The 15079-nt window shown below is 62.4% G+C and carries 15 protein-coding genes; 11 read left to right on the plus strand and 4 right to left on the minus strand.

The window, feature by feature from the left end:
- From Q0139_RS11375 to Q0139_RS11395, 5 genes are all read left to right on the plus strand, one after another.
- Positions 1-597: preprotein translocase subunit SecY (locus tag Q0139_RS11375; RefSeq protein ID WP_367180746.1), on the plus strand; the 597-nt coding region annotated here is incomplete at its 5' end.
- Positions 594-1244 (plus strand): adenylate kinase, encoded by a 651-nt coding sequence (locus Q0139_RS11380; RefSeq protein ID WP_298021818.1) that lies wholly within the window; start codon positions 594-596, stop codon positions 1242-1244. The genes Q0139_RS11375 and Q0139_RS11380, both read left to right, overlap by 4 nt.
- A gap of 98 nt (positions 1245-1342) precedes the next feature.
- Positions 1343-1864: an SRPBCC domain-containing protein gene (locus Q0139_RS11385; RefSeq protein ID WP_298021821.1), complete on the plus strand. Its 522-nt coding sequence runs from the start codon at positions 1343-1345 to the stop codon at positions 1862-1864.
- A gap of 108 nt (positions 1865-1972) precedes the next feature.
- Positions 1973-3328 carry an NADP-specific glutamate dehydrogenase gene (gdhA, locus tag Q0139_RS11390; protein ID WP_298021823.1) on the plus strand — a complete coding sequence of 452 codons (1356 nt, stop codon included), beginning with the start codon at positions 1973-1975 and terminating at the stop codon, positions 3326-3328.
- 3 nt (positions 3329-3331) lie between these two features.
- Entirely contained in the window at positions 3332-3739 is a 408-nt protein-coding gene (locus Q0139_RS11395) for a DUF3052 family protein (RefSeq protein WP_298021826.1), read from the plus strand.
- Positions 3740-3751: 12 nt separating this feature from the next.
- Here the strand turns inward: Q0139_RS11395 and Q0139_RS11400 are convergent, their stop codons facing one another.
- A complete protein-coding gene (locus tag Q0139_RS11400; RefSeq protein WP_298021830.1) occupies positions 3752-4564 on the minus strand; it encodes an SDR family oxidoreductase in 813 nt (270 codons plus the stop codon).
- 109 nt (positions 4565-4673) lie between these two features.
- Between Q0139_RS11400 and Q0139_RS11405 the strand changes: the two genes are divergently transcribed.
- The 3 genes from Q0139_RS11405 to Q0139_RS11415 are packed head-to-tail and all read left to right on the plus strand — an operon-like array spanning position 4674 to position 8416.
- Positions 4674-6038: a serine hydrolase gene (locus Q0139_RS11405; RefSeq protein WP_298021833.1), complete on the plus strand. Its 1365-nt coding sequence runs from the start codon at positions 4674-4676 to the stop codon at positions 6036-6038.
- 48 nt (positions 6039-6086) lie between these two features.
- Positions 6087-6854, plus strand: coding sequence for an ATP-binding cassette domain-containing protein (locus Q0139_RS11410; protein ID WP_298021836.1), 768 nt, complete (start codon positions 6087-6089; stop codon positions 6852-6854).
- On the plus strand, positions 6851-8416 hold the full coding sequence (locus Q0139_RS11415) for an ABC transporter permease/substrate-binding protein (RefSeq protein WP_298021839.1): 1566 nt from the start codon (positions 6851-6853) through the stop codon (positions 8414-8416). The genes Q0139_RS11410 and Q0139_RS11415 overlap by 4 nt, the downstream gene beginning before the upstream one ends.
- On the opposite strand, the gene Q0139_RS11420 is transcribed toward Q0139_RS11415, so the two are convergent.
- From Q0139_RS11420 to Q0139_RS11430, 3 genes are read right to left on the minus strand one after another with little or no spacing between them, the layout of a single operon-like run.
- Positions 8402-9127, minus strand: a complete 726-nt coding sequence (locus Q0139_RS11420) for a hypothetical protein (protein ID WP_298021842.1) — start codon at positions 9125-9127, stop codon at positions 8402-8404. The genes Q0139_RS11415 and Q0139_RS11420 overlap by 15 nt on opposite strands.
- The gene (locus Q0139_RS11425) at positions 9124-10263 is read right to left on the minus strand and encodes a glycosyltransferase family 4 protein (RefSeq protein WP_298021845.1); all 1140 of its coding nucleotides are present in this window, start codon (positions 10261-10263) and stop codon (positions 9124-9126) included. The genes Q0139_RS11420 and Q0139_RS11425 overlap by 4 nt, the downstream gene beginning before the upstream one ends.
- 24 nt (positions 10264-10287) lie before the next feature.
- Positions 10288-11217 carry an NAD-dependent epimerase/dehydratase family protein gene (locus Q0139_RS11430; protein WP_298021848.1) on the minus strand — a complete coding sequence of 310 codons (930 nt, stop codon included), beginning with the start codon at positions 11215-11217 and terminating at the stop codon, positions 10288-10290.
- Between the two features lie 139 nt (positions 11218-11356).
- Between Q0139_RS11430 and Q0139_RS11435 the strand changes: the two genes are divergently transcribed.
- From Q0139_RS11435 to Q0139_RS11445, 3 genes are all read left to right on the plus strand, one after another.
- Complete coding sequence (locus Q0139_RS11435) at positions 11357-11551, plus strand: hypothetical protein (RefSeq protein ID WP_298021852.1); 195 nt, start codon at positions 11357-11359, stop codon at positions 11549-11551.
- Between the two features lie 88 nt (positions 11552-11639).
- Positions 11640-13178, plus strand: a complete 1539-nt coding sequence (locus Q0139_RS11440; protein ID WP_298021855.1) for a class I SAM-dependent methyltransferase — start codon at positions 11640-11642, stop codon at positions 13176-13178.
- Between the two features lie 27 nt (positions 13179-13205).
- On the plus strand, positions 13206-15079 hold a 1874-nt coding region (locus tag Q0139_RS11445), incomplete at its 3' end, for a glycosyltransferase family 4 protein (RefSeq protein ID WP_298021858.1).

A 15079-nucleotide genomic window follows, 5' to 3' on the forward strand; every position in this document is an offset into this window, starting at 1 on the left:
CGCGGCGGCATGACGCAGGACAAGTCGCATCTGCCGCTCAAGATCAACACCGCAGGCGTGATCCCGCCGATCTTCGCCAGCTCGCTGCTGCTGATGCCGATCACCGTTGCCCAGTTCATGAGCGGCAACGTCACCGACACGAGCTCGACTGGCAACGAATTGCTGCTGACGATCACCAACGCGCTCGGCCGCGGCGGATCGCTCTATCTCGCACTATATGCGGGCCTGATCATCTTTTTCTGTTTCTTCTACACCGCCGTCGTCTTCAATCCGGAAGAAACCTCGGACAATCTGAAGCGGCATGGCGGCTTCATCCCCGGCATTCGCCCGGGCAAGCGCACGGCCGACTATCTCGACTATGTGCTGACGCGCATTACCGTGGTCGGCGCCGCCTATCTGACGCTGATCTGCCTGCTGCCCGAAATCGTGTGGACGCAGGCCGGTATCCAGGCGTTCGTGCTTGGCGGCACCAGCCTGCTCATCGTCGTCAACGTGACGATCGACACGGTTAGCCAGATCCAGAGCCATCTGCTCGCGCACCAATATGGCGATCTGATCAAGAAGGCGAAGCTGAAGGGCGGGGGCCAGCGCCGATGAACATCATTCTGATCGGCCCGCCCGGGGCCGGCAAAGGCACGCAGGCCTCGAAGCTCGAAGACGAGCGCGGCATGATCCAGCTGTCGACCGGCGACATGCTGCGCGCCGCCGTCGCCGCCGAGACCGAAGTCGGGCTCAAGGCCAAGGCCGTGATGGAACGCGGCGAACTCGTCTCCGACGAGATCGTCACGGGCATCCTTTCCGATCGTCTCGACGAGGACGATGTCCAGGACGGCTTTATTCTGGACGGCTATCCCCGCACCCCTGCCCAGGCGCATGCGCTCGATGCGCTGCTCGCTGAAAAGGGCATGCCGCTCGACTATGTCATCGAACTCGTCGTCGACGAGGCCGCGCTCGTCGAACGCATCACCGGCCGCTTCACCTGCGCCGATTGCGGCGAAGGCTTCCACGACACATTCAAGCGGCCTAAGGTCGAGGGCGTCTGCGATGTTTGCGGCAGCAAGAATTTCAAGCGCCGCGCCGACGACAATGCCGAAACGGTGAAGCAGCGGCTCGAAGAATATCGCAAGAAAACCGCGCCGATCATCCCGCATTACGAGCCCCAGGGTATCGTCCGCCGCGTCGACGGCATGGCGAGCATAGAGGTCGTGTCCGACGCGATCGAGGCGATCCTCGACGGCGAATAGCCTTTTCGAAAATCCGGTTGCGTGTGCCGCGACTTGCATCGCGGTCGGACCTCGCATATCAATCGACTTGAACGGTCAATCAAGTCGGGGGATTTTCGATGCGTGTTTGGGCAATTGCCGCAATGGTGGGGCTGGCGTTGGCGGTTCCTGTCAAGGCTGAGGTTGAAACCTCGGACCATGGCTTCGTCGCCACCAACACCGCCGATATCGCGGCGCCGCCTGGTGAGGTGTGGAACGCGCTGATCGATCCGGCGCGCTACTGGAATGCCGAGCATAGCTGGTTCGGCGATGCCGCCAATTTTTCGCTCGAACCGGTCGCCGGCGGCTGTTTCTGCGAAACGTCCGAACAGGGGAGCGTCGAGCATCAGCGCGTCGTGATGGCCATGCCCGACCGGCTGTTGCGCCTGTCCGGCGCGCTCGGCCCGCTGCAGAGCGAGGCGCTCGCCGCAACGCTGACCTGGGACCTTGCGGCGACGCCGGAGGGCACGCGGATCACACAGACCTATGTCGTGGGCGGCCATATGCGTTTCCCGGTCGACCAGATCGCGCCCGCAGTCGATGGCGTGGTACGCGAGCAGCTTGAGCGTCTCGCGGCCCTGTTCGATCAGCCAACGGAGTGACTCGAAACCCGCGTTCTTTCTGCTAATGTCCGCGCTCGCTTAGCCCCCGAATCAGAGGGGCGGGCGACAAGCGGTCGCGACGCATTTTGGATAACAGGAGCGGGGCACATGGCCGTTAGCGATCACGTCAATCTCGAACAGTTCATGGCGGGGGTGGAAAAGCGCAATCCCGGCCAGACCGAATTCATCCAGGCCGTGCGCGAGGTGGCGCAGGACATTTTCGACTTCATCGAGGACAAGGAAGAATATCACGAGGCGCAGATCCTGCGCCGGATCGCCGAGCCCGATCGGGTGGTTTCCTTCCGCGTCTGCTGGGAGGACGACAATCACAATATCCGCGTGCAACGCGGCTGGCGCGTCCAGAACAACAACGCCATCGGCCCGTACAAGGGCGGCATCCGCTTCCACCCGAGCGTGACCGAGAGCGTTCTCAAGTTCCTCGCCTTCGAACAGACGTTCAAGAATTCGCTGACCGGCCTCCCCATGGGCGGCGGCAAGGGCGGCTCAAACTTCAACCCCAAGGGCAAGTCCGACGCCGAAGTCATGCGTTTCTGCCAGAGCTTCATGACAGAACTTTATCGGCATATCGGCCCGGAAACCGACGTTCCGGCTGGCGATATCGGCGTCGGCGGGCGCGAGATCGGCTATATGTTCGGCCAGTACAAGCGGATCACCAATCGCTGGGAAGGCGTGCTGACCGGCAAAGGTATCGAATATGGCGGGTCGCAGATGCGCCCCGAGGCGACCGGCTATGGCGCGGTCTATTTCCTGCAGAATATGCTCAAGCACAAAGGCGATTCCATCGAGGGCAAGACGGCCGTCATCTCCGGATCGGGCAATGTCGCAACGCACGCGGCGGAGAAGATCGTCCAGCTGGGCGGCAAAGTGCTGACGCTGTCGGACAGTGGCGGCTTCATTCACGATCCGGACGGCATCGACCAGGACAAGATCGACTGGATCAAGCACCTCAAAAACGTCAAGCGCGGCCGGATCAGCGAATATGCCGATCACTTCACCAATGCGAGCTTCCACGAGGACAAGCGCCCTTGGGACGTGCCGTGCGACGTCGCTCTGCCCTGCGCGACGCAAAACGAGCTCAATGAGGACGAGGCGAAGGAGCTGGTTTCGAACGGCGTGATCGCGGTGTCCGAAGGCGCGAACATGCCGACGACACTGGAAGGCGTGAAGGTCTTCCATGACGCCAAGATCATGTACGCGCCCGGCAAGGCGGCCAATGCCGGTGGCGTGGCCGTGTCCGGCCTCGAGATGAGCCAGAATTCGGAACGCATCAGCTGGAATCACGAGCGGCTTGGCGACATGCTGACCGAGCTGATGGAAGGCATTCACGGCAAGTGCGTCGAATTCGGCGACAATGGCGATGGCTATGTCGACTATGTGAAGGGCGCGAACATCGCGGGCTTCAAGAAGGTCGCCGACGCGATGCTGGCCTTCGGCGTGGTGTAAGCCGTGCCGGCCGGCTATTCGGCAACGCCGCTGGCCAGAAAACTGGGCCTGAAGGACGGTATGACCGTCTGGCAATCGGGGCTGCCCGATAGCGTCGCGGCGGAAATCGCCGGGACGGCCGATATTCACTGGATGGGCGGCGAGCCCGACCATCCAGTGGCCGCGCATCTCTTCACGACCGAGAAATCGGTGCTGAAGAGGCGGCTGCGGCAATTGCGCGACACGATGACACAGGATGGCTTTGTCTGGATCAGCTGGCCGAAAAAGGCATCGAAGGTCGAGACCGACATTACCGAGGACGTAATCCGCGACGTCGCCCTGCCGATGGGTCTCGTCGATATCAAGGTGTGCGCGGTCGACGAGACCTGGTCGGGCCTCAAATTGGTCATCCGCAAGGAACTGCGGCGCTAGGCGGCCAGCGGTCTATTGCGCCGAATCGTTCGCCAGGCCGCGCGCGCTGCGGCGCAGCCGGCCCGGCATCCAGCGGGCGGCGAAGGCGAGGCGTTTGGCCGTTTTCCCAACGGTCGTGTGGATTCGCTTGCCGTTTACCGCTTCCCAGGCGGCCTCGGCCACTTCGGACACGGGCGTGATTTCCAGTCCGGCTTCCTGAACCACGTCGCGCGTCGAGCTGTTCCGTCCGGTCACCGGCCCATCAAGAAGCGGCGTGTCGATGAAGCTCGGCATCAGCGCGCGCGATCGGATGCCATAGGGTGCCAGCTCGCCTTCCAGCCCTTCGGTTAGCGCGCGGACGGCGAATTTGGTGCCCGAATAGACGACCAGCCCCGAAGCGCCATAGATCCCCGCCGCGGAGCTGGTGTTGAGGATGCAGCTGTCGGGCGTATCGCGCAGCAGCTCGAACGCCGCGCGTATGCCGTTGACGACACCGGTGAAGTTGATCGCAATCGTCCGGTCGATATCGTGATCGCTCATCTCCTGGATCGGGCCACCGATGCCGATGCCGGCATTGTTGAAGAGCACGTCCATCCGGCCGCCGGTTTTCTCGGAGAAATCCGTGATCGCATCCTTCCATTGCTCCCGGTCGGTGACGTCGAGCCGATAGGTGGCGCTCATGCCGCCGGGAATGCCTGCGGCGGTTTCATCCATTCCCGCCTCGTTGACGTCGGCCAGACCGACGAACCAGCCGCGCGCGCCGAAATAATGCGCGACCGCGCGGCCGATGCCCGATGCGCCGCCGGTGATGAAAATCGTCTTTGCGTCCACGGTTCCTCTCCCCATTGGATTCGTTTTTCTTTGGGTTTAGCGGCATTCGCGTGCGCCGTCTCGCCCGATGGCTTGCATCGCTGCGCCCCGTTGACTACAGATGTAGACAAAGGGAGGTGCCGACATGCGATATCTGACCATCCTGCTCTGGATTGCATCGCTGGTCGCCGTGCCCACCGTGGCGGCGGCGCAAAATGCGGCCGAGCAAGCGACGATCGGCCATGCAACCGCGTTGGAAGAGCTGGCGGCGCGGCCGCTGGAGGAGGCGGTCGCCGAGTTCGAGGCCAATCGGTTCGGCGAGAGCTTCAAGGCACAAACGACGGCGGAGGGACGCCGATCGCTGCTCGCCGAAATCCGGGCTATCGCAGAGGCGAGCGGCGGTGTCGCGCTGATGGGGGATGTCGATGGCGTGACGATGGTCTTCGACGGGGCGGACGGAACGCGCACCGTCCGCTTCACGCCGGAAGCCGAAGCGCCATACGGGATCGCCTCGCTGGAAATTCTCGAGCCTGAAGCGCCGATGGTGCTGACCCTTGCAACGCTCGAGCAGCAGGTCGACGATTTCGTCGCCGAGGCGGGCGGCCACGGGCTCGTCTTCGTCATGCGGGATGGCGAGATATTGCTGGAAAAGGGATATGGCATGGCGAACGCCGCCATGGGCACGCCGATCACCGCCGAGACCGTGTTCGACACGGGATCGCGGCCGATCGACTATACGGTGGCAGCGATCCTGCTGCTCGCCCAGCAGGGCCGGTTAAGTCGCAGCGACACGCTTGCCGATCATTTCGAAGGCGTTCCCGCAGACCGGGCCGGAATCACCATCGAACAGCTAATGACGGGTCGTTCGGGCTTTCCCGATTTCCCCGCGAACGACAGCGACTGGGATTCCGATCTCGGCTGGATCGACCGGACCGAGTTCGAGCGGCGCAGTTGGGCGGTCCCACTGCTCTTCGAGCCCGGCAGCCAGGACGTGCATTCGCATTGGGCATTCGGGCTGCTAGCAGCGATCGTCGAGCGTGTCGGCGGTCAACCTTATGCGGCGTTCCTGCGACAGAACTTCTTCGATCCGGCGGGGATGACGCGGACGGGCGATTATGGCGACGCGCTGGGTCTCAATGTGACTGATTTCGCCGAAGGCCATGGCAACCAACGCGGCCTGCCGAATATTCCGCCCAATTGGGGGCCGACGTCGTGGCTCGTCCTTGGGAGCGGCGGCATGGTCTCGACGCTTGGCGATCTGCAGCGGTTCTACGCTTATCTGCTTTCGGGCGCGGTGCTCGACGAAGAACACCAAAGCTGGTTCGCCGACCGCCGTGCACAGCTCGACGGCACGGATCGCGGGACCGAGCTCTTCAGCTTCAACACGCCCGATTATCGGACGCAGGCCTATATCTTCCTGACGAGCGGCGGGCCGGGGCATATGCGCCGGATCATCCGTCCGATGATCGACCTGCTGGCGCCACGCCCGCCGGAAAATAGCGGCGGTTGACCGCGCTTCGGTTGGCCGCGATGCTGCGGCGATGCCGGGCGGACGATCATGACGGGGCCATCGGTCCGCTTCGCGGGCGTGTCCAAAAGCTATGACGGCGGCGCGACCGAGGCTGTCAGCGGCGTCGATCTGACCATAGAGGCCGGCAGCTTCGTCGCGCTGGTTGGCGAATCCGGTTCGGGCAAGTCGACATTGCTCAAGACCGTCAACCGCCTGATCGAGCCGAGCGCTGGCGCGGTTTCGATCGACGACAAGCCGGTCGAGGGCGAGGAACCCGCCCGGCTGCGCCGTCATATCGGCTATGTCTTCCAGAATATCGGCCTGTTCCCGCACATGACCGTCGCCGAGAATATCGGCATCGTCGGGCGGCTCGAACAGGGCGTCATGACGAACGACATCGGCGACCTGCTCGATCTCGTCGATCTGCCGCGCGATTTCGCAGCACGGCTCCCGGCCGAACTGTCGGGCGGCCAGCAACAGCGCGTCGGCTTCGCGCGTGCATTGGCCGGCGAGCCGGGTCTGATGCTGATGGACGAACCCTTCGGCGCGCTCGACCCGGTGACACGCGACCAGCTCGGCGAAGCCTATCGCGCTCTTCACGACCGGCTCGGACTGACGACGATCCTCGTCACGCACGACATGGCAGAAGCGCTGCTCCTCGCCGACCGGATTCTTGTCATGCACCAGGGCCGGATCGTCGCCGACGAAACGCCGCAGGCGCTATTCGGCGGTGCGAGTGGCGACGTGGCGCGGGCGTTGATGGCCGTGCCCAAGCGGCAGATCGAAAAACTCGGGCGGCTGGGGGAAGAGCGGTGAACGACCGTCTCGCTCAAGCCTTGGCACAGGTCCCCTCGCTGCTTGCCGACCATGTCTTGTTGTCGGCGGCGGCCTTGTTGCTCGGCCTGTGTATCGCGCTGCCGCTCGCCGTCGCTGCATCGCGGCGGCCCCGGCTACGGCGCGTCGTTCTCGGGGCGGCGAGCCTCGTTCAGACGATCCCGGGGCTGGCGCTTCTCGCGCTCTTTTACCCGTTCCTGCTGGCGCTTAACGGCCTGCTCGCGCCGGTGGGCGCAGCTTTGCCGGCGCTCGGTTTTCTTCCCGCGCTGCTCGCGCTTGGCCTATATGCCGTGCTGCCGATCCTGCGCAACGCCGTGACCGGGCTGGTCGGGATCGATCCCGCGATCTCGGAAGCGGCCGATGGCGTCGGCATGACGGGGCGGCAGAAGCTGCGGCTTGTCGAAGCGCCGTTGGCTGCACCGGTGGTCATGGCGGGCATCCGCACGGCCGCCGTCTGGACGATCGGTGCGGCGACGCTTTCGACGACGGTCGGCCAGCCGAGTCTTGGCGACATGATCTTCGCCGGGCTGCAGACGCAAAACTGGATGCTCGTCCTCACCGGCTGTTTCGCCTCGGCGGCGCTGGCCTTGGTCGTGGACGGGCTTCTTGGCTTGATCGAGAGCGGCATCGCGGGCCGCAGCAAGCCGAAAATCTGGGGCGGCGCGGTGGCGCTGATCGCCGGTGTCCTCATCGCGCTCGCACCGGCCTTTTCCTTCGGCGGCGGCAGCGGCCAGGACAGCGTGACGATCGGCGCCAAGGGCTTTTCCGAGCAGTATATTCTGGCCCGGATGATGGGCGACCGGCTCGAAGAGGCAGGATATACAGTCCGCTATCGCGACGGGCTCGGTTCGACCGTCGCCTTCGAGGCGCTGACGCGGGGCGATATCGATGTCTATGTCGATTACACCGGCACGCTCTGGACCAATGCGATGCGGCGGGAGGACCATCCGCCGCGCGACGAGATGCTCGCAGGGCTCTCGGAATGGGTCGACGAGAATTACGGTGCGCAAGTGCTCGGCCGCCTTGGATTCGAGAACACCTATGCCTTTGCGACGACGCAGGAAACGGCGCGGCGCTTCGGGCTGGAAACGCTCGACGATCTTGCCCGCGCGGCGCCGCAAATGACGATGGGCACCGATGTGGAATTTTTGAACCGGCCTGAATGGGCGAGCATCCGCGACGCCTATGGCATGAACTTCGCCGACGCCCAGTCATTCCAGCCGACCTTCATGTATCGGGCTGTCGAAAGCGGGCGGGTGGACGTCATCACGGCCTTTTCGTCGGACGGGAGGATTGCGGCGAGCAATCTGGCGACGCTGTCCGATCCGCGCGGAGCCATCCCCAATTACGACGCGGTCGTGATGGTAGCGCCCGGTCGGGTGGATGACGAGCGCTTTGTCGCCGCGCTCCGCCCGCTGCTCGATGCGATCCCGGTCGAAGCGATGCGCGAGGCGAACTATATGGTCGATCGCGATACGGACAAGGCCAGTCCCTCCGAAGCCGCGCGCTGGCTCGCCCGCGAGATCGGACTAGCGGCGGAATAGCCGGCTGAGGAAGCTGCGTTTGCGCGGACGTGCGACCGCCGGTTCTGCCATGCGCTCCGCTTCGCGCGCCTTGCGGCGTTCCCATTGCGCCTTGCGCTGGAGGTAGCGTTCGCGATCCGCCTTGGAAATCGCCGCAGCCTTGCGTGCGTGTTCGAGCTCCGCCTGGCCGGGCTCTGCGGAAGTCTGACAATAGCCGCCAGTCACAATCTGGCCGTCGAACAGGTCGGTGACGCTCGCGCATAATGCTGCCACGCGCCGGGCGAGCGTTTCCTGCTCTGCCGCAAGGTCGCCGAATCGATCGGCGCGGATCCAGAAAGCGGCAAGCGCCTCCGATATATCCTCGACGGCAATGCGCGCCGTTTCGATCCGCATGACCGACGCGCGGACGATCGAAGGCGTTGCCGTCTTCAGTTGCTCGGCCAATTGCTCCAGCCCGGGCAGGAAATCGAGCACGGCTGTGTCGACGATCTGGAAATAGCCGGCGCCCTTTTCGGGAGCGGGCAAGATCGCGAGCAATTCGTCGAGCGATTTCCCGCGGGCATCGATGGGATGATGTGCGGCCAAGGCGTGCATGGCCTCGTCATCGGTCGCGATCACCTTGGTGGGTATGGCATTGAGCGGCCAGGGTGGGGGATCGATCGCGGATTGCTGCGCGTCCAGGCCTTCGCCTGAAGCGAGCCAGTAACGGTGAAAGGGCAGGGCGCCCGTCATGCCGTTTGGCCCAGCAGCGCATCGTGGAATCGCTTGCGATTGGCTTCCTGCTCGAATTCCGCCCGGGCATGCGCAAGCGCAGCCGCCTGAAGCTGCCGGAAACGGGCTGCATCGTCGGCCATGCCGCGAACCGCATCGGCGACGTCCGCCGGATCGGTCGACACGAGCTTCGCACCGGTCTCTTCCGACAGATCGTTCCCCAACAGGTGCCGGGAGACGATGACCGGAAGGCCGCAGCTCATCGCTTCGATCACCACCGTGGGATAGCCTTCCGACCGCGAGGGCAGGAGCAGCGCGTCGTGCGCCCGGTAAAGATCGGGTAGCTTCGCATAGGGCGTGAACCTGCGATAAAGCCGATTGCCACGCTCGCCGGGTTCGAACTCGCCGGCAAGCGTAATCCGAATGCCGGGATGGGTTTCGGCCAGCAGGTCTGCGGCAGCCTCGACAATATCGACACCCTTTTCCGCGCGATTGCGGCCGAGGAAGAGGAGGTTGCGGCATGTCTTCGGTGCCGGTTCGGCCGGAGCGAAATGCGCTTGATCAACCCCGCGATGGCATATTTCGATCTTGGCAGGATCGGACATCGCAGCGGCGATGCGTGCTGCATCCGAATTGCTCATCGCCACAATCGTGCGGGCGGCGGCGAAGGCATGGCGTTCCTGCGCGACCCTGGTTGCCCAGCGGGATGTACCTTCGAACGGTTCGTCTCTTTCCTGCGATACAGCGGCGTTAATGGCCAGATCGTCGCCCGCCACGCGATAGACGAAATCGGCACCCGTCATCCCCGCCGCCCGCGCCAGTGCGTGGTTATGTCCGATCGGCCGGCCGTTCAGCGTCGAGACGATGTCGATGTCATGCGTCCGAATCTCGCGAACATAGTCGTCGGTCAGGTCATCAACCGCGCCGTCACCGGATTCGTCCAGTGTCTCGATCCTCTGAAACAAGACGCCATGCTGTTCTTCGAGCCGCGTCCGGTACGGATCGTCTTCCGGCGGGAGGGCCGGCATGAGCAGCGTAACTTCGGCCTCGTCGCATAGGCGGCCGAGCAGATCGGGGTATTTGTGATTGCCCCGCAGCTCCCAGAATTCGCGCCGCTGCGCGGTCCAGGCCGGTTCGAAGAAGCCGATACGCGTCATCGCGCCGCCATAGGCGAGGCGGCGTCAGATGGACAGTTTCTCGCGATTGTCGGCAAACCAGTTCCAGGTCCTTTCGAGGCCTTCGCGCAGGCCGGTATCCGGCGAATAGCCGATCGTCTCGCGCGCATGGCTGATGTCGCAATAGGTGAACACGACCTCGCCGGCGCGGAATGGCTCGTATTCGACCTCGAAATCCTTGCCCGAAATATCGCGAAGCATGTCGATGATGTCGTTCAGCGGGGTTCCGATACCCGTGCCAAGCTGGATCGCGCCGGTGGCGTCGGACGTGATCGCCTGGATGATGCCGTCGGACAGGTCCTCGGCGAAGACATAGTCCCGCGTCTGGCCGCCATCGCCATAGACGGTCAGCGGTTCGCCCTTGAATATCTGTTTGATGAAATGCGCGACGACGCTGCCTTTGTGCCACGATCGCGGCCCGTAGACGTTGGAAAAGCGCAGCGCGGCGCATTTCATGCCGTAGCTCGTCGAAAAGGCCGAAAGATAGCCCTCCATGGCGAGCTTGGACGCGCCATAGGGCGAGCCCGGGCTCGGTACCATCTGCTCGTGCACCGGCGGTTCGACCTCGCCCATGATCGCGCCGCCGGTCGATGCCGCGACGATCGTGCCAACGTCGTGTCGCCGCATCGCCTGCAGCACTTCGAACGTGCCATTGACGTTGACGTCGAGGTTGACGGCGGGATTCTCGATCGAGGGGATGACACGCGTATCGGCGGCGAGGTGCACGACCGCGTCGACGCCGGGCATGATCCGGTCGAGCACATCGGCATCGCGGATATCGCCCTTGACGAACCCTGCATCCAGATCGGCGATCGCCTCGCGCGAGCCCATGCTTTCGTCGTCGAGGACGACGATTTCGTGGTCGCCTGTCTCTTCCAGCCGGGCAATCAGGTTGCTGCCGACAAAACCGGCGCCGCCGGTAACGAGAAGTTTCATTCGTGATCCCTTCAACTGAATTTTCTTGGTCGGAGCATCTGGCACCGTCCGGTCATGTCTTTATGAAGATGGCCTGCGCTACCAGTTTGTTTTGAAATGATTGTGCATCCGATCGGGCGTGATTCAGAGCAGATGGCTCTTGGCGATGATCGGCGGGCGATGGCGTCGTGCAGCATTCTCCATAAACGGGCGCGACCAGAGCGCTCCCATGCTGGATGCCGAGACCGATGTCACCCGTGTTTTTTGGTTTTTGCCATTGACGCGGCGCGGTTTGGGATCGCCTATGCTGTGGCGCAGCGAAGAAACGGGTGTTACTATGAAAGGAACATCATAAGTACCGCGCCAGTTGGAGGAAATGAGTCGCCGTCGTCACTGCACCAGGCTGAACCGTTTCCGTCACTATGTGAAAGCCTTCCCGATTTATGCCCACACCGCTCCAGACCGCACAGAAGTTGCTTGCGTCGAATGAACCGCATGAAGCCCTCGTCATCGTCAACCAGCTTATCAGCAAGAATCCGAAGAACTGGTCAGCCCATATGCGGCGGGGCAAGATTTTCGAGTGGCTTGGCCGCTTCGAGGAGGCGCGGGAAGAATTCGCGCGGGCCGGTGAACTGGGTGCCCAGCCTGCCGCCGTCAAAAGTGCCGTAGAACGGGTCGATGCACTCGACGAACTGATCGAGGAGGCCAAGGAAGCGCTGAAGAGCGGGGACAACAACCAGGCGGTCATCCTTCTCGAGAAAGCAAAACGGAAGATTGCGATCGGCATCATCGATCTGCATCTGGCAAGGGCAAAGCTGGGGCAGGGAGCGGTTTCGGAAGCCGAAGAGCTGATCGATGCCTTTCTCGACGCGCGCCCCAATCACGATCTCGGGATCCGCATCAAGGAGGATATCAAGGCCCATCTAGACGGCAAGGCGGAAGCGGCTCCGAAGCGATTCGGCCCAAAGAGTGGCAAGGACGATAAGGAGCAGAATGAATTCGAGAAGCGATTGAAGGCCAAGATCGAGTCGATCGATGGCACCCTCGCGACCGATCGCGAGCAGGCGCTTAAGGATATCCGCTGGATACGGGCAAACGAGAGGAAGATTGCAACGGTCAACTGGGCCAATGACGTTCACTATGCGAAAGCCGCCCATTTCGCCTTTGCAAAAGGGCCCGCCGCTGCGATCGAGAACTACGACCCTTATCTGCTCGAGAAATCCGTCGAGTTCGGGTATCTGACCTGGCCACGCCGGATCCAGGAACAGATACGTCATCGCAAGGTGCTCGATATCGGTTGCGGCTTCGGCGCATACGGAAACGGTTTCCTGGCAGCCGGCGCATCGGAATATACCGGTATCGATCCGCAAATGCCGCTCGATTCGCCGAAGGTGAAGAACAAGCGCAAGCGCAAGCGTGCCGATCTCGGCATGACTCCGCGTGAGATCATGGAACGCTGTCCGAATATCCGATTGATCAATGGTGTGTTCGAGGATCTCGCGACCGACGACAAATTCGGCGCAGTAACGTTGCACAATGTGACTGAGCATTTGCACAATATCCGCTCGATCATCCCGGACATGAAAATGCTGTTCGAGGAGGACGGCTACCTCATCTACCATCACCATAATTTCTATTGCTGGAACGGGCATCACAAGGCGCCGGTAAGGCCCGAAGCCTATACGCCGGGCGATGAGGAGCAGGACAAGGTAGCGGATTGGAATCACATTCTGATCGCGCCCGATGTCCCTGACGACCATTATTTCAACACGAATCTCAACCAGATACGGCTCGACGAGATCAAGGCGATCACCTATGAACACTATGATGTCGAGGTGTGGAAGGAAATCGAATCGCCGCAATCCGTGCGCGATCGCCTGACCGACAAGGTGATGCAACGGCTGCAACAATTCGACGATACGCTCTCGGAGCGCGACCTGATGGTCAACGCGGTATTGTGCATCGCACAACCGAAACGGTAAACACCCCGGGTCGTAAAGGGAACTGACATGCAACGCGACGTATTCGACGTTAAGGCGCTGCCTTCGCTCGAAGGATTCACATCCGATGTCGAGGCGACGGGGCTTCGCGTCCTGATCGCCACCGAAGAGATTATCGGTCCGGTGCGTAACGGCGGCATTGCCTCCACCTATTATCATCTCGCCCGCGGCCTCGCGGCGCAGGGGCACAAGGTCACGGTGCTCTATCTGAAGGGCCGTGTCGTCGAGAACGAGACGCCCGAACACTGGATCGAACATTATGCGAGCTTCGGGATCGAGTTCGTCTACCTACCCGATCTCGACGACCAGATCGCATGTGCGAGCGAGCAATGGCAATGGCGCTGGTTGTCCTTCTATCGCTGGCTTCGCGACAATGACCGGTTCGACGCCGTGCATACGTCGGAATGGCGCGGCGGTGCGTTTTATTGCCTGCAGGCCAAGCGGATGGGACTTGCCTTTCAGGACACGCTTTTCATCATGAAGACGTCCTCGCCCTATATCTGGAACCGTCATTATCAGATGCGGCCGATCGACAATGGCGATCTGGTGACGGCCGCCTATGCCGAACAGAAATGCGTCGAATGGGCGGATATCGTCGTCGGCGGCAGCGCCCACCTGCTCAGCTTCATGGAGCATATCGGGTACACCCTGCCCAAGGGCCGCACCTATGTGCAGCCGAACATCGTCGATTTTTCGGAAGTGCAGGTCGAAGATGCGCGTCCCGAACGGCAGATCGGCGATATCGTCAAGACCCGGGAACTGGTGTTTTTCGGTCGGCTCGAGCCGCGCAAAGGGCTCGAGGTGTTCGTCCATGCCGTCGATGCGCTGGTCTCTAAGGGCATTGAGATCGAGAGGATCAGCTTTCTCGGCAAGGAAGGCGAGAAGCTTCCCGGCCACGTAAACCTGAAGCCGATCGCATTCATCGAACAGCACGCCGAACGCTGGCCGTTCCCGGTCGAGATCGTCACGGACAAGAACCAGCCTGCCGCGCTCAGCTATATGTGTTCGCGCGACATGATCGCGGTGATGCCGTCGCTGATCGAGAATTCGACGATGGCAGTATACGAAACGCTGGTTCACAAGATACCGTTCATTGCGACACGTGTTGGCGGGACACCGGAGCTGATCGGAAATCGCGATCACAGCGTCACGCTGGTCGCGCCCAATGTGCAGCAACTGGCCGATTCGATGGAGCGGGCGCTCGAACAAGGCCAGCCGGTCGCGCAGCCCGCCTTCGACAATGAGCACAATCTGGAAATTTGGTACGGCTTCCACCGCTATCTGGCAGAAGTCGGCCATCAGGAACTGCTGCCCCGTGCGAAGACCGATCCGATCGAGGGAGAGATCGCGGTCGTCTCCGTCCCTCGCGACGGTAGCGCGATAGAGGACATGATCGCATCGATCGAGGGGGAAGGGCTCGAGCGGGTCAATCCCGTCCTGTGCATCACCTTCTTCCCCACCGTCGCGGATCGCGCGCTGATCGAGGCAGCCCGGGCCAAGGGCGTGCGAATCATGGAATCGGTCGGTGCATCGACGGGCGAGTGCTTCAATCAGGTGCGTGAGGATGTCCGCGCCGACATCTATGTGTTCGATGCGGCCGGTTCGGTGGTATTCGATCCAGCCTTTTTCGATTGTGTTCGCACGGCATTGCAGATGCGGCCCGACGATTTCATCACCAGCCTGTTCCGGTTCTCATCGGAGCATACGGACATCGACGCGGTTTACGTCCCGCTCGGGGGCGATGTCGCAACGCAGACCATGAACGGCGCGGCCTTCGGTATTGAGATGATCACCGGCACGCGCGCAGCCTTCAACGCTGTCGGCGCGTTTGAAGACTATCGCGTGCAATCGGGCACCGTCCATGAATTTGTGAGCCGCGCCGT

The sequence above is a fragment of the uncultured Parasphingopyxis sp. genome, assembly GCF_937129435.1.
Taxonomy (GTDB): Bacteria; Pseudomonadota; Alphaproteobacteria; order Sphingomonadales; family Sphingomonadaceae; genus Parasphingopyxis.